The sequence below is a fragment of the Acinetobacter sp. 231_lipA genome, from assembly GCF_058243005.1.
Genome location: NZ_JBZAYU010000002.1, coordinates 62,102 through 84,478, shown reverse-complemented (window position 1 = coordinate 84,478; position 22,377 = coordinate 62,102). Strand labels below are relative to the sequence as shown.

The window sequence follows — 22,377 nt, the reverse complement described above, 5'->3', positions numbered from 1 at the left end:
AAGATACCTTATTCAATTCCCACCACTGATGTTATATATCCTGTCATTAAAAGAATTGAAAAGCCTAGGAACATTTCAAATAAAATGGCATAACTCAGATTTTTAGCGAATTTAGGATTTTGTAAGCGTGGGGTAAAATACCACTTATTGAAAGCTGCCAACATTAAAATACTCATGACAAAAAGTATTTTAATAATAAATCCCAAGCCATAAGGAGTATTTATTAAACTATTAATATCTTTAAATAAAAGGAAAGCTATACTTGTACCACACACGATTAGTATGGCCACAATAAAGGCTGCAATACGCCCAAATATATGCATACGATCCTTTAAAGGTAAACCACTTATTTTTCGACTGATTTTCCATAAAGGGTACAATGATCCCATCCATAAAGACATGAATAAAACATGGACAGATAACAAGATTTGAGCAAAAAATGGTAAATTAGCCACATGACCGAGTTGAGAAAAACTAAAGAGAATAGGAGTCAATAAAATAATAAATATTGTACTTTCTGTTATAGAAACTTCCATCTTTCTACGGCTCAGTTTTACCAACATAATTATTAGTAAAAGAGCAAAGCTGATAGACCGAATAATTTGTATTTGTCCCGTAGGAGTATTAATCAGGATATTTAAATATGTGAGATCCCACATACCTATAAGACCTGAATTAGCAAAACTACCATTTAGAATAAAAAAACCTAATGTGCTAGAAATCAAACCTAATCCAGCACCAATTGTAATATATTTAAGAAGAGATTCTTTGATTACAAGATATTGTCTAAGTAAGACATAACAGAAGAACCCACCTACAACAAAAGCTACACTAAGGTATAAAAAAACCTTAGTTAACCACGTCGCCCACATCCAATATTCAGAAATCATTATTGTTCCCTATGCTAGAACAACATGCCAGCAAATTGCTGGCATGTTGAGGAATTATTAATTTTTATTTTGATGATTGGATAGTGAAGTTATATTCACCATTCATGTTATGACCATCTTTCCCCATTGTTGTCCAAACAACGGTATATTTACCTTTTTTAAGTTTCGGAACTGCAATATCGAATGATTTTTTTAAATCATGACTAACTTGATATTTTAGTGGGATATCTTTTCGTTGAGCATCTAACAACTTAACATTCATCAACATTACTTCTGCACCAAAATTAAGGGTCAAATTCTTTGGCTGACTAAGAACAGATGAATTTACCGCAGGAGTTGCACTCAACAAACCCACATGAGCGAATGTATTTGTAGTTGCGACTATCATAGTGATACCTACTAACACATTGCGTAGAGCGGTCATTTTGTTTTGAAATAATTTCATTTATGTTTCCTCTTGATCTGGTAATTCATTAGAAATGACTTCATAAAATCTATATTTAATAAGACTTCGCCACCTCCAGTTATATTTCAATTATTAATCAAACATAGAAACATAGTGATGACTTCAAAATTACATTTATGTCATTTTGAAAAATACAAAAAAACAGATGCTAAACTCATTTAAAAATCAAACAGTAGTAATTGATCAGTTGAACTGTTTCTTTATAAAAATGATGAATTACTCAAACTGAAAGTATCTCTAAACATGAGTGAGGATGATTATGAATCAAAAAGATCCAATCAATGAAAATGCACTTAAGGATCCAGTGTGTGGAATGAACATTACTCAGGATTCTACTTATCATCATGAATATGAGGCAAAAAAATATTATTTTTGTAGTCAAAAATGTCAGTCCAAGTTTATCTCAGATCCCAAGCTGTATATTTTGAACCTAGAAAAATCTAAAAATATAGAAAAAACTATAGGACACCATCATTCTTCAAATAACAGCTCTCTAGTTCCTATTAATCAAAAAAATATAGATAATGGAACCCTCTATACGTGCCCGATGCATCCAGAAATCAGACAGGACCATCCAGGAAACTGTCCAAAGTGTGGGATGGCTTTAGAACCCCTACTTCCAGAGCTAGAAGAGGAAGATAATCCTGAATTACGTGATTTCAAGCGAAGATTTTGGTGGACACTACCACTCACTATTATCGTAACTTTTTTAGCGATGTTTGGTCATCAACTTAATCTATTTGATATGACTGTTCAGAGCTGGATCGAATTAGTGTTATCTATTCCAGTAGTGCTCTGGGCTGGCTGGCCATTTTTTTTACGAGGCTGGCAATCTGTTATAAATCACAGTCCTAATATGTGGACGCTGATCAGTCTTGGTACAGGGGCTGCTTTTATTTATAGCGTTGTCGCTACTGTTACACCAGAAATTTTCCCGAATTCATTTGTTTCTATGGGACGTGTCGCTGTTTATTTTGAAGCTGCGGTTGTCATTATTTCCCTAACGCTTCTCGGTCAAGTAATGGAGTTAAAAGCTCGTTCACAAACTTCAGCTGCCATTAAATCACTTCTCGGTCTAGCACCAAAGACAGCTAGACGAATTCAGGCGGATGGCTCAGAAGAAGATATTGAAATTATTAATGTCCATGTAGGAGATTTACTGCGTATTCGTCCAGGTGAAAAAGTACCAGTAGACGGAATCGTTACTGAGGGGAGTAGTGCAGTTGATGAATCTATGTTGACAGGTGAGCCAGTACCAGTAACTAAACGCCTTGGTGATAAAGTCATCGGTGCAACTCTTAATACTAACGGTTCATTGATCATGCGTTCAGAGAGAATCGGCTCTTCTATGATGTTGTCGCAAATTGTTCAAATGGTGGCCCAAGCTCAAAGATCTAAAGCTCCTATGCAACGTATGGCTGACCATGTTGCTAGTTGGTTTGTGATAGCCGTAGTGCTTATTGCGTTAATGACTTTCTTTGTCTGGGGAATATTTGGTCCAGAACCAAGTTGGGTCTATGCCCTAATCAATGCAGTAGCCGTACTTATTATTGCTTGCCCTTGTGCACTTGGCTTGGCGACACCAATGTCTATTATGGTTGCTACAGGACGTGGAGCCACCCAAGGGGTATTATTTAGAGATGCAGCTGCAATTGAAAATTTTCATAAGATTGATACATTAATCATTGATAAGACTGGTACTTTAACTGAGGGTCGGCCTGTATTTGACCGAGTAGTGGCGTTATCAGGCATGGAAAAATCTGAAGTCTTGCGCTTAGCAGCTAGTCTTGACCAAGGTAGTGAACACCCATTAGCTGATGCTATTGTTCGTGCATCACGTGAACAAGGTTTAATATTGGAACAACCTGAAAATTTCGAATCCGGTTCAGGAATTGGAGTTCAGGGTGTGGTTTCAGGCCATCAATTATCTTTAGGCAACACTGCTCTAATGGAGCAGTTGGATATATCTGTTCAATCACTCATCCCTCAAGCTGAACAATTACGTACTGAAGGTGCAAGTGTAATGTATCTTGCCGTTGATGGTGTCTTATCTGGATTATTAGCAGTATCCGATCCAATCAAGGTCAGTACGTATGAAGCAATCTCAGAACTTAAACGAGCTGGTTTACGTATTATTATGGCAACGGGAGATGGTCTAACTACTGCACGCGCTGTAGGTGCTCGTTTAGGAATTGATGAAGTGCATGGTGAAGTCAAACCCGCAGATAAATTGAAGTTAGTGAATCAATTACAGCAACAGGGTTATATCGTTGCAATGGCAGGTGACGGTATCAATGATGCTCCAGCTTTAGCCATGGCTAATGTAGGGATTGCAATGGGTACAGGCACTGATGTGGCTATGAATAGCGCTCAAGTGACTCTGGTTAAAGGCGATTTACGAGGAATTGCTATTGCTCGTTCATTGTCAGAAGCCACAGTTAGCAATATGAAACAAAACCTCATGTTCGCTTTCCTTTACAATGCTTTAGGTATTCCGATCGCTGCTGGCATATTATATCCATTTACTGGTTGGTTGTTATCACCAATGATCGCTGCTGTAGCAATGAGTTTTAGTTCCGCTTCAGTGATTACAAATGCTCTTCGTTTACGACGTAAAAGTCTATGATTTAAATATTATATAGATACGATAGTGCGAGGATTTGATTTACTTTGGGGTAGTGTTTAGCTAAATTTTTCGATTTACCTAAATCTATCTAGTTAGTTAGGCACACTCAAAGTGATGAATCTAATCCATTAGAATCATCACTTTAGTTTAAACTTACCTTTGAAAAATAATAGTAAATATTATTCGACCATTTTTTGATTCTGCTTGAATAGTTGCTCCAAGCATATCAAGAATAGATTTGGTTATGGCTAATCCCAATCCCGTTCCTTCCTCTATCCTTTGTCTAGATGCATCTGTTCGATAAAATCGATCAAATAATCTGGATAGTTGTTCAGGAGAAATCTCAGGACCTTCATTTTCAATTGAAAACATTGTGTTATCTAAATTCTGTTGAATTTTTATGCGTATTGTAGAATTCTTGTTTCCATATTTAACTGCATTAGATAATAGATTGCTGAGTGCGCGACGTAACATAGCAGGATCACCTTTTACATTTCCAGATCCTGTTTGTTGAAGTATCATATTTTTTTCGGCAGCTAGCGCATCATAGAAATCAAATAAAGCTGTAACTTCTTTAACCAGGTCAATATCCTGTAAGTTCTGTAAATTTAAGCCATGTTCTGCTTTTGCTAAGAAAAGCATATCGGACACCATTCGAGCCAAACGTTCAAATTCTTCTAAATTAGAAAATAGTACTTCTTGATAGATATTAATATCTCGGTTACGTGCAAGACATACTTGAGTTTGAGTCATTAAGTTATTAATCGGTGTTCTAATTTCATGTGCTAAATCAGATGAAAAATCGGAAAGTTTTTCTAAAGCTGATTCTAGTCTGTCCAGCATATCATTGAAGGCGATTGCTAATGATTTTAGTTCTGTTGGTGTGTGCTCAACTTCTAAACGTTCTGAAAGATGTTGGGCAGAAATGCCTTCTGCGACCTGAGCCATTTTTTGCACGGGTCTTAAACCTCTCCATGTTGCAAACCAGCCTAAAAACATTAAACAAATCGTTCCAGCTAAACCAATGTAAAAAAGTTGGCGCTTAAAATCATTTAAAAAATGTAGATGTTCTGAGGTATCGATCCCCACAATAATTCGTACAGATTGTATTACATTATTTTTATTCATCTCCGTGTTGTAGATGATGCCACGATAAGTCTTATCCTGAATTTTCCATTTAATCCAAGAGTTATTTGCAGACTTGGTTAAGTATTGAGTATTAATTGTTGAAGGTGCTGAACTAAATAAAACTTTACCTGTCGGTCGTTCTATTTGAACCATAAGATCATGGTGTCCAACTAAAGCGTCTCTCAAATATAGATTAAGTTCTGGAGAGTTTTTAGGATTCTGTTGGATAAGATTCTGAATCAGCTGGATTTTACCTTCTAATTGGGTACGGTCTTGAGTCTCAAAATGATGTATTACTAATTTATTTATGAATAAGCCCATAATAATTAGAATGAAAATAGTAGATAATGAGAAAATAATACCGATCCGAAAACTGATCGCTTTGAATAAGTTATTATTCATCCTCTACCTCTAGTACATACCCCATTCCTCTAATATTTTGAATTAACTTAGGGGTAAAATTACTATCTACTTTATTTCTTAATCGTTTAATAGCGACTTCAACTACATTTGTATCACTATCAAAGTTCATATCCCAAATTTGAGATGCAATAAGTGCTCTTGGTAGAATTTCACCTCTTCTACGCATAAAAAGCTCCATAAGAGCAAATTCTTTAGCCGTTAAATCAATGCGTTGACCTGCTCGTGTTACCCGACGTTTTCTCAAATCAAGTTCTAAATCAGCAATCTTAATAATATTATTATCTTCTCTTTGTTGCCCTCGTCTAAGGAGCGTTTTTATTCGAGCTAGAAGCTCTGCAAAAGCAAAAGGCTTAACTAAATAATCATCAGCGCCTAGCTCTAATCCTTTTACTCGATCTTCGATTTGATCTCGGGCGGTAAGAAAAAGAATGGGCATTGTTTTACCGCTGCTACGAATATCATTGATAATATTCCAACCATTTAGTCCAGGTAACATCACGTCTAAAATAATTAAGTCATACTCTTCAGAAAGAGCTTGATGTTTACCCGTTAACCCATCTGTAACCCAGTCCGTAATATAGCCAGCTTCGGATAAACCTTGCTTGAGATAATCACCAGTTTTTTGTTCATCTTCAACTAATAGTATTCTCATTTCCGAATCCTAAGTCATTCATTAAAACTATAATAACGTTATAAAACATCTGATCGAGATAGATTACAAAAATGTCATTTTCAAGTCACTTAGATGTTCAGTGCTTCACTTTATTGTAGTAGCAAGAAATTAACTTTTAGAGAAACTTATGAAAACTGTAGTGCGTCGTAGTCTAACAATTTTAATGTGTGCTGGAACTTTAATTGCTGGTACTCAATCTTGGGCAAAAGATGTATCAACCTCAAGTGCCACTAAAACGGTAAAAGCACAGGAACCTTGTACAAAACCTTGTAAAATGGAAAAAGATGACAAGACTCAGCAAGATCATAGTCAACATCAGTCTCCTAACTCATCTGACATGTCAAAAATGGATCATTCTATGATGAATATGGACCATTCTAAAATGGATCATTCAAAGATGAATATGCCTAGTAGCAATAAATAATTTTATAAATAGCGAGAAAGAAGTATTAAAGTTTATACTAAATATTTGCTTTATTACTTCAATCTTGACCTTTCTAAAGGTGAGATAGAATGTCAAAAAAGTTAAGTCATATACTCTTAATCGGAGTTGGTTTATTTTCATCAACTTGGGTAATGGCGGCAGTTAAAGAATATGATTTAACAATCGCTGAACAAACTGTAAATATCACAGGAAAACCAGTTGAGAGAATTACTGTAAATGGTAAATTCGTTGCACCACTTCTTGAATTTGAAGAAGGTGATGAGGCCGTTATCCGTGTTCACAATAAGTTAAAAAATCAGGACTCTTCAATCCATTGGCATGGCTTATTATTACCTGGAATTATGGATGGTGTACCTGGATTTAACAAATTTAATGGCATTGCCCCTAATAAAACTTATGAATATAAGTTTAAAGTCCGCCAAAATGGTACTTATTGGTATCATTCACATAGTAAAGGACAAGAACAAGACGGTTTATATGGTGCTTTTGTTATTTATCCTAAAGATAAAACTCCACTAACAGCTGCTGAAAAAACCGATAAAGATTACGTTGTTTTGCTTTCTGATTTTCATAATTCGACAAGTGATCAAATTATGAAAAATATTAAAAAAGAAGCAGACTACTATCAGAACCGCCGCGAAACAGTATTCGATGTATTAAAACAAGTTAAACGTGATGGGCTAAAAGCGACTTGGCAAGACCGTTCTATGTGGAATCAGATGCGAATGCTGAAAACAGATATGTCCGATGTGACTGGTTATACATTTTTAATGAATGGCAAGACACCTCAGCAAAATTGGACGGGTAACTTCAAAGCTGGTGAAAAAGTTCGCCTTCGTTTTATTAATGCTTCCGCTATGTCATTCTTTGATGTACGCATTCCAAACCTAAAAATGACTGTAGTCAGTGCTGATGGTCAACCTGTAAAGCCCGTTCCTGTAGATGAGTTCCGTATTGGTACTGCTGAAACTTATGACGTAATTGTGGAACCAAAACAAGCACATTACCAAATTGAAGCTGAATCTATTGATCGTACCGGTTTTTCAGTGGGAACATTACATGAAGAAAGCAGCCCAGCAGTCAAACAAATTGAGATGCCTAAATCTCGCCCTCGTGCTTTATTAACTATGGAAGATATGGGGATGAGCCATGACATGTCATCTATGAAAGATATGAATCATGATATGTCTTCTATGAAAGATATGAAGCATGACATGTCTTCTATGAAAGATATGAATCATGATATGTCAATGAATACCGCTCCTAAAAACTCATCAAATACAAATGACGATACTGTATTTGGATGGGCAAATGCTTCAACCCCTGTAGGTAAAAAAGCTTTGCAATATAGTGATCTTCAAGCTCTTGACCAACAACAAGATACTCGTGCTCCAGAACGCGAAATTGAAGTACGACTTGGCGGAAATATGGAGCGTTATATCTGGACAATCAATGGTAAAAAATTCAATGAAACGGAGCCATTAGAAGTTAAATATGGTGAACGGATTAGATTGAAATTTATAAATGACAGTATGATGGCTCACCCAATGCACTTACATGGTATGTTCATGCAGCTTGAAAATGGTCAAGATCCAAGCAATATACCAAATAAACATACTGTAATTGTTCCACCAGGGAAAACTATAACTACTCTGCTTACAGCCGATGAATTAGGTGAGTGGGCTATTCATTGCCACCTGCTTTACCATATGAGCGCAGGAATGATGAATAAACTAATTGTGGCCCAAGTAGACAAAGATAGTGTTTCAAAAAATATTGTTGCTCAGCCCCCAATAAGTGAGAAGGGAGTAAATCCACATGCAAATCACTAAGAATTTCTTCTCAAAAACAGTCTTATCAATTGCATTAATAAGTATATCAAACTTAACTTTTGCTAATAGCAGCACTTCGGAACAAGAAAGTAATATTACAAATGGTATGAGAGTCTTATTACAGGAGTCTGGTGGCTTAAGATATAGCCCCCAAGAATTGTATCCAGAATATTATTCAATGGAAAATGCAAATGGGGGAGATAATATTATTCTGACCGCAAGAAAGAGATCAGCCCCATCTCATGATGATCATCTTAAAGAACATGGCGGACAAATTTATCAAGCAACAAAACTTGAAAATGCATGGATAGTTGATGAAGATGGTAAGGGTACACTAGGAACGAAGTTTGAAACTTTGATTGGGACAGATGAAAATCGTATATTTATCGAAGCGAATCTAGCAAAGCCAGAAAGCAGTGATATTAATTATGATATATCTGCACTCTATAGTCGTAATGTAGCCCCATTTTGGGATGTGCAAACAGGTGTTCGATATAGTGAAGATAAAAACAGCCCAAACAACAATCGGATTGATGGTGTTATCGGTATATTAGGATTAGCCCCTTATTTCTTTGAGACACAAGCATATCTTTATGGAGGAGAGAATAACTTTTGGGGAACAAGTTTTGAATTCGAACGTGATTTAATTTTAACTCAAAAACTTATTACTCAACCTTACATCGAAGCAGATGTAGTATTTAGTGATGATTCTGACTATGCTGCAAAATCAGGTTTATCAGAACTAAAAACGGGGATCAAAACCCGATATGAAATTACTAAGCGAATTAAACCTTTTATTGACGTTGCTTACCAATATGAAAAAGGACAGAAAGCCACTTCTATGCAAGAGGCTACGGATTCTGAAAAAGGCTGGAAATATGGTGCAGGCATCGAATTAGTTTTTTAAAATAATTTAATGAAAGGAATAGTAGTTTAGCGTACTATTCCTTTCATCTTATAATTGCCATTTCCTTAATAATTTTAATGTCTTCACAAAAAATATAATCCATGCAGATGCCCCACTCTCAAGAAAAAAGTCGAATAAATATTGCACATATGAATGGTATGGAGACAGGGTCAAAAATTAATAGCCCGTACATAATCCTGTATTTTACAGTCATATAGCCTTCATTTTTCGTTAATAAGCTTCAAAATGGCTAGATATATCTTGGACTCTACAAAAATGCCCTTTACGAAAGAAGATGGAAATCTGCAATAGGTAACATAACTATAACCCAATAGCTTAATTTAATAATTTATTTATCTTGGGCAACCAATAAGACTGCTCATTGAACACCACAGTAAAACCATCATCTACTTCCGCAATCATTTCAGTTTTTATCTTTAAAGCATCAACGTACGAGAGCTGATGAAAATACCTCAGAGCATTTCTAACCCAACTAATAATATCTTCACTGTTACTTAAATCCGTTTGTATTAGCGAAATAATCTTTTTTTTCTGAACCGTACCGGGTTTGTCGGAGAGTCAATATTCTGAGAGACTATCCCGATGACAAAATTAAAATATACCCATGAAATCAGAGAAAGAGCGGTTCAATTATTGATTGAATCTGAAAAAGATTATCCATCGAATTGGGCTGCAATCACAGCAATTGCGCCTAAGATTGGTTGTACTCCTGAAACACTTCGTGCCTGGCATCAAAAGCATTTAGATCAGCAAAATCCTATTAAAGTACAACAGATATCTGATCAAGAAAAAATGAAGCAAATGGAACGTGAAATTAAAGAATTAAAGCGTGCCAATGAAATTCTACGTAAAGCAGCCGCTTTTTTCGCCCAGGCGGAGCTCGACCGCCCACACAAATAATGGTGGATTTCATCCATAACAATAAAGACTTATATGGTGTTGATGCGATTTGTAGGATTTTACCGATCGCAGCTTCAACCTATTACCGGACTCTAGATCTCTGCGATGAGAAGCATTGCTTCGCAAGGGAACATCGAGCAAAGCGAGATTTACATGACTTGCATCATGCTGAGGAGATTAAACGAATTTGGAAGGAAAGTTCAGGTCGATATGGTGTACGTAAAGTCTGGCAAAAACTGAAACGTGAAGGCTATATTATTGCACGCTGTACTGTTGCTCGATTAATGAAAAATCTAGGTATACAAGGTGTTTGGCGAGGTAAGAACAAACAAACCACCCGTAGCCGAGATGACCAAAAACGAGCACCTGACTTGGTGAAACGGAATTTTAGAGCTGATCAGCCTAATCACTTGTGGGTTGCTGACTTTACCTATATTCAAACAAATTCAGGCTGGGTCTATACCGCCTTTATTATTGATGTGTTCTCACGAGCAATTGTTGGATGGAAAGTATCTACACGGATGAATACAGATATGGTACTCGATGCACTTGAGCAAGCATTGCACGATCGAGGCATGCCAAAGAATGTGATTCATCATTCCGATAGAGGTGTTCAATATCTTTCTATTCGCTATACCAATCGTTTAGAAGCTGCAAATTTACGAGCATCAGTCGGTACGACTGGTGATTCATACGATAATGCTCTGGCTGAAACGGTGAATGGCTTATACAAAACAGAGGTGATTGAATATTTAAAAGCAGATTGGCAAGGTTTAGCAGATGTACAACTTGCGACACTAAACTGGGTAGATTGGTTCAATAAAAAGCGTGTACACAGTGCACTGGGTTATGTATCGCCTTTTGAGTTTGAAGCAATGTACTATGATAAGATTAACCCGTTAGGTCAGGTGGCCTAACTTAAATAAAAAAGTCTCCGACAAACCCGGTACGGTTCAGTTCAAAACCTATTTAGGGCATACCATTGTGAAAAAACATACCCAGATTGATAACTGTCACTATATTGATGTCGGTTCCTCTTATACCCAGAAGCTGTGTATAGTCAAAATTAAATAAGGATAAAGACGGTGATATAAAAGATCTCCTTACGAAGAAATGAAAAGCCATCAATATGATGGCTTTATCAAACGATTAATTAATAGGTTTTATAAGGTAAAAACTTGCCAGACAATACGACATTTACCCGGTCACCGTTCGGGTTTTCCTCACGCTGAATATCCATGCTGAAGTCGATTGCGCTCATAATGCCATCACCGAATTCTTCATGGATCAGCTCTTTAATAGTCGAACCATATACATTTACAACTTCATACCAGCGGTAAATTAAAGGGTCCGTAGGCACACTGGTTGGTAAAGAGCCTTTGTAAGGTACAATTTGCAGCCATGCTACTGCCTCATCACTAAGGTCAAAAATCTGACCAATTTTCTCTGCCTGCTGTTTATTAAATGCCATTTGTCCCAGGCAGGCAGCCGTTACCCATTCTTTAGAAAGACCAATTTCTTTGGCGACATCTGCCCATTTAATTGACTTTAAAACTTTCGCTGAAATGATCATGTCAGTTACTTGTTGACGATGGGTAATCATAAAAATCTCCAGATTATTTTTGAAATACATTTATGTGAATTTTCATTAATGCAGTTCTCATGCCAACTAGAGGACGAAATTAGCTTTAAATAGAGCGTAAAAAATTGAATGATTTTTAAATAATTTATGGCACAGCTTTTGCTTTATTTATAACAAGCATGGCAATGGCGCCATAACAAAATTACCTGTTCTGATATTTAAGGCAACGACGCCTAAGGTTTCAAAGACCTTAGGCGTCTTTTTGTTTAAAAACAGGTCCAGATATTAAAAATGAGGACGATGACATGGCATATCTTGCTCCTGCAGAGTTTGCAAAAAAAGTGGTAGATGCGGGTGAATCCAAATTACATATGGCAACCCGTGATGTATTGATTCGTGCCTTTACGGCAGGTGCGATTTTGGCACTGGCAGCAGTATTTGCCATTACCATAGCCGTGCAAACAGGATCAGCACTAATTGGTGCGCTCCTGTTTCCAGTTGGTTTTTGTATGTTGTATTTATTGGGCTATGACCTGTTAACTGGGGTATTTGTACTTACGCCGCTGGCATGGCTAGATAAACGCCCAGGGGTGACATGGGGACGTATTCTAAAAAACTGGGGCTTGGTGTTTGTAGGGAACTTTACAGGCTGTTTAGTCGTTGCAGTGCTCATGGCAGCGGTTTATACCATGGGTTTTGCAGCGGATCCAAACCCTGTCGGCGTGAAAATTGCGCATATTGGCGAGGAGCGGACATTAGGTTATGCCGAATACGGATTCGCCGGCTGGATGACTATTTTTATCCGTGGCATGCTGTGTAACTGGATGGTGTCATTAGGTGTCATTGGCGCGATGATGTCTACTACGGTGAGTGGCAAATTCATTGCCATGTGGATGCCAATTATGCTGTTCTTTGCCATGGGCTTTGAGCACTCTGTCGTTAACATGTTCCTGTTCCCATTTGCCATGATGATGGGCGGTGACTTCTCGATTGCTGACTACTTCCTATGGAATGAACTGCCGGTTGCTTTAGGTAATCTGGTGGGTGGTTTGGCATTAACAGGTCTGGCACTTTATACAACCCATGTCCGTACTGGTGTTAAAAAAGAATTTTAATATTCACCATTTTATAAAGGGATCATATAGATCCCTTTTTGAGCTTTCAGCATGAAAAAAACATTAAAAGTAAGTATTGGGCAATATTCTACTGCCGGAATTAAACAACAGAACCAGGATTTCCATGGAGTATATCTGCCCGAAGGACATGTGCTGAAACAGAAAGGTATTGCCTGTGTTATAGCGGATGGAATCGGTAGCAGTAATGTCAGTCATCTTGCAGCAGAAACCGCCGTTGGCAGTTTTTTATCTGACTATTATTCTACTTCAGATGCCTGGAGTACACAGACTTCAGCAGAACGGGTGATCCGCGCGACCAATTCATGGCTTTATGCACAGACTCAACAAAGTCAAGGACGTTTTGATAAAGACCGAGGTTATGTCTGTACCTTATCTGCACTGATTTTAAAACAGCAACAAGCCCATGTTTTTCATGTTGGTGATAGTCGTATTTACCGCATTCGCGATCATGAAATTGAATTACTGACCCATGATCATCGTGTCTGGTTGTCTTCAAGAGAGCATTATCTTAGCCGAGCCTTAGGTGCCGACTATCGTATTGAAATTGATTATCGAAATATTGAGCTCAAAGAAAAAGATATTTTTTTACTGATGACGGATGGGGTCTATGAATTTGTCACAGATCAACAATTATTAGATTTAATTTTAGTAGATGCAGATTTAAATCAACTTGCCAAAGCATTCGTTGAAAAAGCTTTAGAACAGGGCAGTGATGATAACTTAAGTCTCCAGGTGATCCATGTAGAACAGCTGCCTGAACTGAATCAGTTTCATATTCAGCAGGATTATGTATTTCCACAACAGCTCAGTAAAGGTGAAGTGTTTGAAGGCTATGTGATTGATAAAATTTTGCACCAAAATCATCGCAGTTGCCTGTATTTGGCACACGATACTCAGCAGCAGCCCTTGGTTATAAAAACTTTGGGGGTAGATTTACAGCAAGATAAAAATGCCGTAGAGCAGTTTCAACTCGAAGATTGGGTATCGAAACGTCTGAAACATGACAACCTGATGCAGTGTTATCCACATAACACTGAGAAAAAATATTTATTCCAATGTTATGAATATTTACAGGGTGAAACCTTGGCTCAATGGCTGCATCGCCAAGAAAAGCCTTTAAATCTGGATGAAATTTTACCAATTTTGCAACAAACAGCCTTGGCTTTAAATGCAATGCACCGGCTGGAAATGCTACATCAGGATATACGACCAAAAAACATCATGGTTATAAATGCAGAAAATGCCATGAAAATTAAACTGATTGATTATGGTTCAACGGCAGTAAGAGGCCTGGTCGAAATTAATCCTAAAAATGCGAATCGAGCACTCGGAACCTTGGCATTTATGGCACCGGAGTATTTTATTGATCATTCGTCATCTGTACATTCAGACCAATTTTCTTTGGCGGTAATGGCCTATTATTTATTCACCAAACAATTACCTTATGGGACAGATTTAGCTCGCTGTAACAGTTTAAAGCAGATGAAAAAAGTTCAATATCATTCCATCAGGAAATATCGGCCAGATTTACCTATATGGTTAGATAAAATTTTAGGCCAAGCGCTGAGTATTGAACCGATACATCGTTTTGAGGCCTTGTCTGAACTCATTCATAATCTAATGCATCCTTCCAAAGAATTATTAAACTCTAAACCACCAGCAATCATTGAACGAGATCCTTTACGTTTTTGGCAAATGAGTTGCGCCGTATTAGGGCTATTATTTTTACTGAGTATTGCATGGCCATTTATTTGAAAAGATAGGATCAAACCATGCTTAAAATTGAAGGTACATAGATAAGTTTTTATTCAAACAGCTTTGTTGCACAAAGATTTGAAATGCAAAGCGCCCCTAATTGAGCTAAATTTAAGGCGTAATTTGGGTAAGTGGTCGACCTAATTCCGTAAATCTGTTGAGGACTGCTACACGTGCATGAATCTCATTGACTTGGCTATCAAAACGCCTTGCTCTGAGTTTATCTCCTAATAATTTAATGCAGTGCATCTTAGTTTCAACCAAACTTCACCGATGATAGCCTGATTTTTTCCATAGTGTCCTGCCTGAGAAGCACTGCTTCCAAGATTAACTGTTCGAAGTAATTCATTTCGATCTAGCGAGCTGCTCTTTGTATCTTTCCAAGGTTTCGCATTTTTTTCTAGGTGGAATCACCGCATGCGCTTGCCGATCTGCAATGACCTCACGGCATTGCTTGGTGTCATAAGCTCCATCGGTATAAACAGAGTCAATCCGCTCATCTTGTGGAATCTGATCAAGTAAATCACCAAGCACCTGTGAATCACTGACATTATTGGTTGTAAGCTGAACTGCTCGTATTTGTAGGGTTTGGCATCTATACCAATATGAAGTTTACGCCATTGGCGACGATATTCAGATCCATGTTTCTTGCGTTTCCATTCGCCCTCACCTAGAAACTTCATGCCTGTAGAGTCCATGAGTAGATGCAGCCCATCGCTACTTTTTTGGTAGCTGATTACAATATCAATATGCTTTTGTCTTCTACAAAGCGTGGTGTAATCTGGAGCTATCCAATTTAATCCGCAAAGTTTAATCAGACTTTGCACAAAGCCAGTGACCATACGTAAAGACAGACGGAATAAGGATTTAATCATTAAGCAGCATTGGATGGCTGCGTCGGAGTAGGTTTGATTTCGCCCTTGTTTGCCTTTTGATGGCGCATACCATTGCGTAGCAGGATCAAACCAAATGGCAATATTTCCGCGACTCATGAGTGCTCGGTTATATGCGGGCCAATTGGTTGTGCGATAGATTTTGTGTGTAGGCTTCTTCATTTGAAAATTATATCGCTGAAAAAGCCTTTACAGATAGGTTTGTGCAACAAAGCCCAATAAAATTAGTTGTTTAGTGCCGGCATTTGATGGATCGGATCAATCTTAAAAAATTATTTGATAATGGCATTCAAAACAACAGGAATTAGAAGTTATTGTTCGGTGTATCGGATTTAACATAATCAAGATTATACGAAATTTAAGTGTTAGAACCCATTTAAAGTGTCTATATTCTCACCAATAAAAATGTCTGGTTTATGATGGTTTTTATCACCATGGACTGGATATAAAATATAGATGCTGATCACTATGTCGGATAAAGAACTTAAACGATTGTCTGTTTTGCAAGAAGTCTGTGATCGACGCATAACGCAATCCAAAGCCTCCCAGCTCTTACAACTATCAGAACGTCAGATCCGGCGCCTAATTCAAGGATACAAAGCTCAAGGTCCTGCTGCATTAGCCCATGCCGGCCGTGGCCAAATCAGCAATTCCAAACTTCCTGAAGAACTCAGACTCAAATGCCTCAATATTGTTTCTGACCAACTCCATGGTTTCGGACCCACTTTAGCGCATGAAAAGCTCACCACCGTACATGGATTCGATCTTTCAGTAGAAACCCTGCGTTCTTGGATGATTGCAGCTGACTTATGGATTCCTCGATCCAAGCGCCTGAAGCGCCCGTATCAGCCTCGTTACAACCGGGATTGCTTTGGTGAACTGATCCAAATTGATGGCTCACACCATGACTGGTTCGGAGGACGCGCTGCTAAATGCTGTCTGCTGGTGTTTATCGATGATGCTACAGGAAAATTGCAGCATTTACGCTTCTGTGAGTAAGAATCAACCTTTGATTATATGATTTCAACACGTTTATATGTCGAACAGCACGGTAAGCCTTTAGCGTTTTACAGCGACAAACATTCAGTCTTTAGAGTGAATCAGAGCAGCAAGAAAGACACAAAGATTACCCAGTTTGGACGTGTACTCAGCACCCTGAATATCGATATCATCTTCGCCAATTCACCGCAGGCCAAAGGCCGTGTGGAACGTGCTAACAGAACCCTTCAGGATCGTCTGATCAAGGAGATGCGCCTGGAAGGCATCTGTTCGATTGAGCCAGCTAATGCCTGGCTACCCTGCTTCATTGAGCAGTTCAATCAGAAGTTCGCCAAGATGGCTTTTAATCCTAAGAATCTACATCGGCCTATCACGGAAACAGCTGAAGAGTTAGATGATATTTTTACTTGGCGTGAACCCCGCAGAGTCACGAATAGCCTGACGATTACTTATGATAAATGCGTATATCTCCTGGAAAACACCGAAGAAAATCAAAGGTTGATCGGTAAGTATTTTGAGTTTCTAGAATATCCGGATGGTACTGTAGCTATCATGCATCAAGGTAGAAAGATCAATTACAGCATCTTTGATAAATTAAGTCAGCTGAATCAGCGAGAGATCGTCGAGAATAAACGTTTGGATTCAGTCTTGGCTCATATCCAGCAACAGCATGAAGAATTAGAACAGCAAAACAAACGTAATCGTTCTCAAAAGATGCCAAGCAGACGTGCACAGAAAACAGCAATTCAAGAACGAAATCTAAATCCTGTGCTTGACTTGGAAATGTCCATATAGGACATTTCTATTTGGTTATTAGGTAGGACATTTCTACTTGGGAATAACACAAAAATGGGAGCTTATAGCTCCCATTTTTAGTCTTTAATGCGTTTCTTCGCTTCGCCATAAACTATGCTATCAGCTCGTTTCCCGACTGTGATGAGCAAGATAACTACCTGATCATCTTTAACTTGATAGACAAGTCTGACACCAGCTTTTAATAATTTAATTTTATAGCAACCTGCAAGATCCCCTCTAAGCATATTCTTTGGAATATGTGGATGCTCTATGACTTTGGCTAGTTTCTTCTTAAATTGATCTCGTATAGCAACAGGGAGTTTTTCCCATTCTGCTGTAAAGTCTTTGTGACGTAAAAGCTTATAAGTCATCTAATGTGACTTCATCAAACATCTCTTTAGGGTCATTAATGCGCTTACGGACAAGAGCTAATAGTTCTTCATCTTCTTCTGAAAGCAAAGCTTTTTTGACAGGTAGTTTCCCAGTCGTAGCAACATACTCAAGAATACTAGTAAAGAAATCTGTAGGTGCAATACCTTGTTCTTTAAGGATGGAATAGGATTTTTCTTTAAGGGCTTCATCGACCCTGAAGTTAACAGTAGCCATCATATCTCCCAGTTATTTAATGTACTAGGAACAGTGTAATGCAAATTGCATTACAAGTCGACTTCGTATAACAACCATTATGTTAATTTTAGAAAAACTTCAAATGAGCTTACTGCTCAAGCAAGACTCCTGTCTAGCTTCACAATCCAAGTGTCTGACTTACGATTATTGTTTTAGATCCTCAAACATCCTGTTCTATGGAATCATCAAATGATGACTTTAATTTGACGTTTATGCTGATACATTTTTTCATCTGCTTCAATTACTGCCATTCGTAAATTTTTACTTGGTTCACGTGCCGCAACACCAACAGCAGCATTAATTCCAGCATTTTGTAAGGACTTTAAAAGCCGATTCACCAATTTCTGAGTATTTTCTAAAGTCGTTTCAATATTTAGAATGCCAAACTCATCTCCTCCTAAACGCGCGACTAAATCATTGGAGCGTACATTTTTCTTTAAGATTTGGGCCGTTTTTTGGATCATCTGGTCTCCAGCCGAATGACCAAATTTATCGTTTATAGCTTTTAAGTCATTTAAATCTATCATAATCAATGTGGTTGGATGTCCGTACGTTTTACATCGATCTTCCTCTAAATCCAAAAATGTATCCCAAGCACGACGATTAAAAACACCCGTTAAATGATCGGTTAATGAATCCATTTCAAGCTTTTCACTAACTCTTTTTTGTTCATTAATTTTAAGTTCATTTTGTAAAATTCGACTAAGTAATAAACTTAATAGCTCTAATAGATCACTATGTTGTTCTATGCTTTGAGGCTGTACTGATGGATCAATAGCACATAATGTGCCGAAAAGAGAACCATCCTCATTTAATAAAGGTTGCCCAATATAGGCGTTTATATCGACCAGTTTGTTGATGCCTGCTTCTACATACAGTGGAATCTTTTTCGAATCAGGTGCTATGCGTGGCCCTTTACCTAATACCATCTTAGAGCAGTATGAGTCAGCCCAATTGAAGACCTGTCCTGCCTGTACTCCATATCCATGATCTTTAGCTTGCAAAACTATCCAATCATTACTTTCAGTACGAGTAATCATCCATAAAGCAAAGCCTAAGTGATTATGTAAATACTCTAAAATTTTTTCACCAGCATCTTTAAAATCTTTAAAGTTTTCATAAGAAGGGATCATAATTACTCACTATTTTGATTAGGATTGAACCTAGAAGTGGCAAAATGCTATTTAATAGGACCAATAGAAACTTTAATTCTCATTGTATATACACTTACAAGCTTAATCTAAAAAATAGAGAATAAAAAATCCCGACAGGATGTCGGGGTTTTTTATTGCCTTATGATTTTAATTTCACTTTGACTCTACAAGATTTAATGCTATGGTATGTATCAATGATATACATTTTGGTTTCGGGAGGTAATTATGGAAATTGCGAAAGTATTTCAAACTGGTCGCAGTCAGGCTGTTCGCTTGCCTAAAGCCTTTCGCTTTAATGGCACGGAAGTGGCCATCAAAAGCTTCGGGCGTGGTGTATTACTCATGCCCATCGACAATCCTTGGGATGTCATGTTAGAAGCTATCAATGAGTTTGAGGTTGGATTCCAATTGGAGCGAGCTGATCAAGGCGAACAGTTCCGTGAGGAGTTCAGATGATTTACCTCTTAGACACAAATATTTGTATCTATGTCATCAACAATAAGCCTCAACACGTTTTTGAGCGCTTTAAGCAATATCAACTCGGCCAGCTTGCGATTTCGAGTATCACGGCATCTGAGCTGGCTTTCGGTGTAGAGAAGTCTGGATCTGAACGCAATAAACACGCGTTAAACAAGTTTTTGTCACCTTTAGAGATTCTTCCTTACGATGAACAAGCAATTTGGCATTACGCCAAATTACGCCAAGATCTTCAATCCACAGGTAAACCGATTGGCAGCTTAGATATGCTGATCGCTGCTCATGCTTTGGCATTGGATGTTGTATTAGTAACGAACAATATAAAAGAATTTGAACGGATTGATGGTCTGAAGCTAGAGAATTGGGTCTAATCGCTATATCTAGCCCTATGCAGGGCTAGAATTCGAATAAGAGATTTTATGTTAAATAAAAAAGATATTCTAGGTTGGAATATCTCTATAAAACTGATGCATATTCAGTCAATGCTAAATTAATAATCAAAAATTAACTCAATGATTTAATAAAATTTAAAAATATTATTGTGTCGTATTCTATGTTAAATTTTGAATAATTTTTAGTCTAATTATTTAATAAAAAGATTAAAATTTGGGAGTTGCATTGGCAGCGTAAAGAGCACTCTATTTCACAGAGTAAATATGCTACACAAAAATAGATCAGTTTTTATTCTTCTTGTGCTTACTGTAGTGATCATGAATATGTTTATGATCAGCTTATTGGCCTATACCTTAGATACTTCACGTGAGCGCCAGGAAGCTCAAGTTAAGGCTAGTGTAGAAAATTTAACCTTACTACTTGAAAAAAGCGTTAGCCTTAGCTCAAAAGAAATCGATTTGTCTTTGCATGCTCTACAAACTTATATAGAAAAAGAATTAGGTGATAAAAAACAAATAAATGATAAAGACATTAGGGTGTGTTGACATTTCCTGCTCATAATTCACTCTATAACGGTAACCATATAAATATACAAGCTAAAGCAACTGCACTTTGATAATTACGCTTTAGCTTGTCATATCGTGTCGCAATCCCCCTAAATTGTTTCAATCTACAAAATGAATTCTCAACTAAGTGTCTGATTTTATACATATACCAATCCATGTGATCATTACTAGACTTTGTATTTGATTTTCTAGGAATATTTGGTTTTGTTTTGCTGTCTTGAATTTGCTTTCTAAGACTTTTAGAATCGTAACCTTTATCAGCGCACAGCATTTCTGATTCACTTAAATCTAGTTTTGATACAAGATCTGGGGCAATTTTCATATCATGAGAAGTTCCGTCAGAAATAATAAACTCAATTGGATTACCATTTGAATCAATTGCTAAATGTATTTTAGAACTATTGCCACCGATACTTTTAGAAATATCTTGATTCTTAATTCCTGCTGAATGTTGATGTGCTCTAACATGACTACCATCAATAAAAATCCATTCTTTATCAGCATGCTGACTAAATAACTTAAATATATTCATAAGTTTATTTTTTTTAGACCAGCGATTATATTTCTTGAAAATAGAGTTTGGCTTACCGAATTCCTGAGGTAAATCTCTCCAAGGACAACCTGTACGTATCCTAAATAGAATAGCTTCGATAAAATTCCTCAAATTTAATTTGAGATAAATATTAAAGTGACGGAAAATGGTAGTTAACTTAGACCAGTGTTGATCATTCAGCATTGTACGAGGCATAGCGAGTGTAAAATTGGGTTTGGCGATTTGATTTTACTATCTCGCTATTTTTTTAGGCAACAATTGTCAACAGACCCTAATATTTTAATTCAAAAACAAGAAAATTGGATCAGTATTGTTGCACGAATTCACATCACCGATGTAAACGGTCGAGTTAAATTTGGCGATAGTGCCATTGGCGGAGAGGCTTCCAATTATGCGAGTTATAGTTTTTTTAAAGAGGCCCAACAGAAAAATACAGATCAGCTGTTTGTCACCAAGCTGATCAGAGATCCAAATGGCCAAGGCTGGGTTAATCTATTGGCACGACGTTACAATCAGCCTGATGGAGCTTTTGCAGGGATGATTGTTGCTGCCCTGCCAGCCAGTTACTTTAATCATCTGATTGCAGAACTGGATGTAGGCCCCAAAGGAGTAGTAGTGGTACAAGACCTGGATATGCGAGTTATTGCACGTAATCCCATGCTCAAAACCCCGAATGGTCAGGTGGGCTTTGTTGGCGGCCCACCGGAGCTGTCACAACTGGTACGCTCCGGCGCACATGGCACCATTTATACCCGACAAACCACAGATCATATCCCGCGTATTGGTCATGTTCACAAAATTAGTAGTATGCCTGTTTTTGTTGTTGTTGCCTTCGCTGAAGAAGACTATCTGGCCCAATGGTATGAAGATGTTATTAAAGCCGTTTTGCTAGGATTACTCTTCATTGCAGTGACCACGATTGCTGGATGGCTACTTTGGCAGCAAATTCGGGCGAATATGTTTACCAATCGTCGTAGTCGGATGCTGTTACGTAATGCACAAGATGGTATTCATGTTCTAGATCGCGAAGGCAAGCTTCTTCAAGGCAGTGATTCCTTTTTTCGCATGATTGGCAGCACTCCGCAGGCAGCCTTGGGCAAAACCCTATGTTAATGGGATAACGGCTATAATAAGGC

18 protein-coding genes, 7 pseudogenes and 1 other annotated feature are annotated in these 22,377 nt (G+C 37.6%); of the genes and pseudogenes, 14 read left to right on the top strand and 11 right to left on the bottom strand.

Going from position 1 to position 22,377, the window contains the following annotated elements; translation table 11 throughout:
- Window positions 1-8: 8 nt before the first annotated feature.
- Window positions 9-890, bottom strand: a complete 882-nt coding sequence (locus AC4CUX_RS18770) for a copper resistance D family protein (protein ID WP_279737976.1) — start codon at window positions 888-890, stop codon at window positions 9-11.
- A 64-nt stretch (window positions 891-954) separates the two neighbouring features.
- Window positions 955-1,335, bottom strand: coding sequence for a copper resistance CopC family protein (locus tag AC4CUX_RS18765; RefSeq protein WP_279741808.1), 381 nt, complete (start codon window positions 1,333-1,335; stop codon window positions 955-957).
- 274 nt (window positions 1,336-1,609) lie between these two features.
- On the opposite strand from AC4CUX_RS18765, the pseudogene AC4CUX_RS18760 reads away from it, so the two are divergent.
- Together AC4CUX_RS18760 and AC4CUX_RS18755 are read left to right on the top strand one after the other, a co-directional pair.
- Window positions 1,610-1,780, top strand: a pseudogene (locus tag AC4CUX_RS18760) (YHS domain-containing protein); the annotation flags it as partial.
- 105 nt (window positions 1,781-1,885) lie between these two features.
- Window positions 1,886-3,982: pseudogene (locus AC4CUX_RS18755) on the top strand (copper-transporting P-type ATPase); the annotation flags it as partial.
- Window positions 3,983-4,135: 153 nt separating this feature from the next.
- Here AC4CUX_RS18755 and AC4CUX_RS18750 read toward each other — a convergent pair.
- Window positions 4,136-5,512: a heavy metal sensor histidine kinase gene (locus AC4CUX_RS18750; RefSeq protein WP_490792658.1), complete on the bottom strand. Its 1,377-nt coding sequence runs from the start codon at window positions 5,510-5,512 to the stop codon at window positions 4,136-4,138.
- Window positions 5,505-6,185, bottom strand: coding sequence for a heavy metal response regulator transcription factor (locus AC4CUX_RS18745; RefSeq protein ID WP_004679347.1), 681 nt, complete (start codon window positions 6,183-6,185; stop codon window positions 5,505-5,507). Before AC4CUX_RS18745 ends, AC4CUX_RS18750 begins: the two co-directional genes overlap by 8 nt.
- A 148-nt stretch (window positions 6,186-6,333) precedes the next feature.
- Here AC4CUX_RS18745 and AC4CUX_RS18740 point away from each other — a divergent pair, with 148 nt between their 5' ends.
- The 3 genes from AC4CUX_RS18740 (at window position 6,334) to AC4CUX_RS18730 (ending at window position 9,390) form a co-directional block, all read left to right on the top strand.
- Window positions 6,334-6,630, top strand: a complete 297-nt coding sequence (locus AC4CUX_RS18740) for a hypothetical protein (protein WP_004281865.1) — start codon at window positions 6,334-6,336, stop codon at window positions 6,628-6,630.
- 89 nt (window positions 6,631-6,719) lie between these two features.
- A complete protein-coding gene (locus AC4CUX_RS18735; protein ID WP_490792657.1) occupies window positions 6,720-8,483 on the top strand; it encodes a copper resistance system multicopper oxidase in 1,764 nt (587 codons plus the stop codon).
- Entirely contained in the window at window positions 8,470-9,390 is a 921-nt protein-coding gene (locus tag AC4CUX_RS18730; RefSeq protein ID WP_005401398.1) for a copper resistance protein B, read from the top strand. The genes AC4CUX_RS18735 and AC4CUX_RS18730 overlap by 14 nt, the downstream gene beginning before the upstream one ends.
- A 336-nt stretch (window positions 9,391-9,726) precedes the next feature.
- Here the strand turns inward: AC4CUX_RS18730 and AC4CUX_RS18725 are convergent.
- Window positions 9,727-9,966: pseudogene (locus tag AC4CUX_RS18725) on the bottom strand (hypothetical protein); the annotation flags it as partial.
- 27 nt (window positions 9,967-9,993) lie between these two features.
- On the opposite strand from AC4CUX_RS18725, the gene AC4CUX_RS18720 reads away from it, so the two are divergent.
- Window positions 9,994-11,228 (top strand): IS3 family transposase gene (locus tag AC4CUX_RS18720; RefSeq protein WP_490792656.1). Its coding sequence is split into 2 segments (ribosomal slippage): window positions 9,994-10,270 and window positions 10,270-11,228, totalling 1,236 coding nucleotides; the frame shifts between segments, so codons are not numbered across the junction.
- Window positions 10,269-10,385 (top strand) — a sequence feature (AL1L pseudoknot). Its footprint overlaps the gene before it by 117 nt.
- A gap of 49 nt (window positions 11,229-11,277) precedes the next feature.
- Window positions 11,278-11,385, top strand: a pseudogene (locus tag AC4CUX_RS18715) (metallophosphoesterase); the annotation flags it as partial.
- Window positions 11,386-11,464: 79 nt separating this feature from the next.
- Here the strand turns inward: AC4CUX_RS18715 and cynS are convergent.
- A complete protein-coding gene (gene cynS / locus AC4CUX_RS18710; RefSeq protein ID WP_000628076.1) occupies window positions 11,465-11,914 on the bottom strand; it encodes a cyanase in 450 nt (149 codons plus the stop codon).
- Between the two features lie 284 nt (window positions 11,915-12,198).
- On the opposite strand from cynS, the gene AC4CUX_RS18705 reads away from it, so the two are divergent.
- Both AC4CUX_RS18705 and AC4CUX_RS18700 read left to right on the top strand, forming a co-directional pair.
- Entirely contained in the window at window positions 12,199-13,008 is an 810-nt protein-coding gene (locus tag AC4CUX_RS18705) for a formate/nitrite transporter family protein (protein WP_490792655.1), read from the top strand.
- 51 nt (window positions 13,009-13,059) lie between these two features.
- Complete coding sequence (locus AC4CUX_RS18700; RefSeq protein WP_490792654.1) at window positions 13,060-14,784, top strand: bifunctional protein-serine/threonine kinase/phosphatase; 1,725 nt, start codon at window positions 13,060-13,062, stop codon at window positions 14,782-14,784.
- A gap of 111 nt (window positions 14,785-14,895) precedes the next feature.
- Here AC4CUX_RS18700 and AC4CUX_RS18695 read toward each other — a convergent pair.
- Window positions 14,896-15,839, bottom strand: a pseudogene (locus AC4CUX_RS18695) (IS5 family transposase).
- 306 nt (window positions 15,840-16,145) lie between these two features.
- Here AC4CUX_RS18695 and AC4CUX_RS18690 point away from each other — a divergent pair.
- Window positions 16,146-17,471, top strand: a pseudogene (locus AC4CUX_RS18690) (ISNCY family transposase).
- Window positions 17,472-17,548: 77 nt separating this feature from the next.
- Here the strand turns inward: AC4CUX_RS18690 and AC4CUX_RS18685 are convergent.
- The 3 genes from AC4CUX_RS18685 to AC4CUX_RS18675 form a co-directional block, all read right to left on the bottom strand.
- On the bottom strand, window positions 17,549-17,842 hold the full coding sequence (locus AC4CUX_RS18685) for a type II toxin-antitoxin system RelE family toxin (RefSeq protein ID WP_490792653.1): 294 nt from the start codon (window positions 17,840-17,842) through the stop codon (window positions 17,549-17,551).
- Window positions 17,832-18,077 carry a type II toxin-antitoxin system RelB/DinJ family antitoxin gene (locus tag AC4CUX_RS18680; RefSeq protein ID WP_490792652.1) on the bottom strand — a complete coding sequence of 82 codons (246 nt, stop codon included), beginning with the start codon at window positions 18,075-18,077 and terminating at the stop codon, window positions 17,832-17,834. The genes AC4CUX_RS18685 and AC4CUX_RS18680 overlap by 11 nt, the downstream gene beginning before the upstream one ends.
- A 206-nt stretch (window positions 18,078-18,283) precedes the next feature.
- Window positions 18,284-19,231: a sensor domain-containing diguanylate cyclase gene (locus AC4CUX_RS18675; protein ID WP_490792651.1), complete on the bottom strand. Its 948-nt coding sequence runs from the start codon at window positions 19,229-19,231 to the stop codon at window positions 18,284-18,286.
- A 246-nt stretch (window positions 19,232-19,477) separates the two neighbouring features.
- On the opposite strand from AC4CUX_RS18675, the gene AC4CUX_RS18670 reads away from it, so the two are divergent.
- From AC4CUX_RS18670 to AC4CUX_RS18660, 3 genes are all read left to right on the top strand, one after another.
- Window positions 19,478-19,708, top strand: a complete 231-nt coding sequence (locus AC4CUX_RS18670; protein ID WP_106440603.1) for an antitoxin — start codon at window positions 19,478-19,480, stop codon at window positions 19,706-19,708.
- Window positions 19,705-20,100, top strand: coding sequence for a type II toxin-antitoxin system tRNA(fMet)-specific endonuclease VapC (gene vapC, locus AC4CUX_RS18665; protein WP_279693974.1), 396 nt, complete (start codon window positions 19,705-19,707; stop codon window positions 20,098-20,100). The genes AC4CUX_RS18670 and vapC overlap by 4 nt, the downstream gene beginning before the upstream one ends.
- Window positions 20,101-20,439: 339 nt before the next feature.
- Window positions 20,440-20,667 carry a hypothetical protein gene (locus AC4CUX_RS18660; protein ID WP_490792650.1) on the top strand — a complete coding sequence of 76 codons (228 nt, stop codon included), beginning with the start codon at window positions 20,440-20,442 and terminating at the stop codon, window positions 20,665-20,667.
- Here AC4CUX_RS18660 and AC4CUX_RS18655 read toward each other — a convergent pair.
- Window positions 20,620-21,436: pseudogene (locus AC4CUX_RS18655) on the bottom strand (IS5 family transposase). The gene AC4CUX_RS18660 and the pseudogene AC4CUX_RS18655 overlap by 48 nt on opposite strands.
- A gap of 63 nt (window positions 21,437-21,499) precedes the next feature.
- Between AC4CUX_RS18655 and AC4CUX_RS18650 the strand changes: the two are divergent.
- Window positions 21,500-22,354: a hypothetical protein gene (locus AC4CUX_RS18650; RefSeq protein ID WP_490792649.1), complete on the top strand. Its 855-nt coding sequence runs from the start codon at window positions 21,500-21,502 to the stop codon at window positions 22,352-22,354.
- Window positions 22,355-22,377 lie beyond the last annotated feature (23 nt).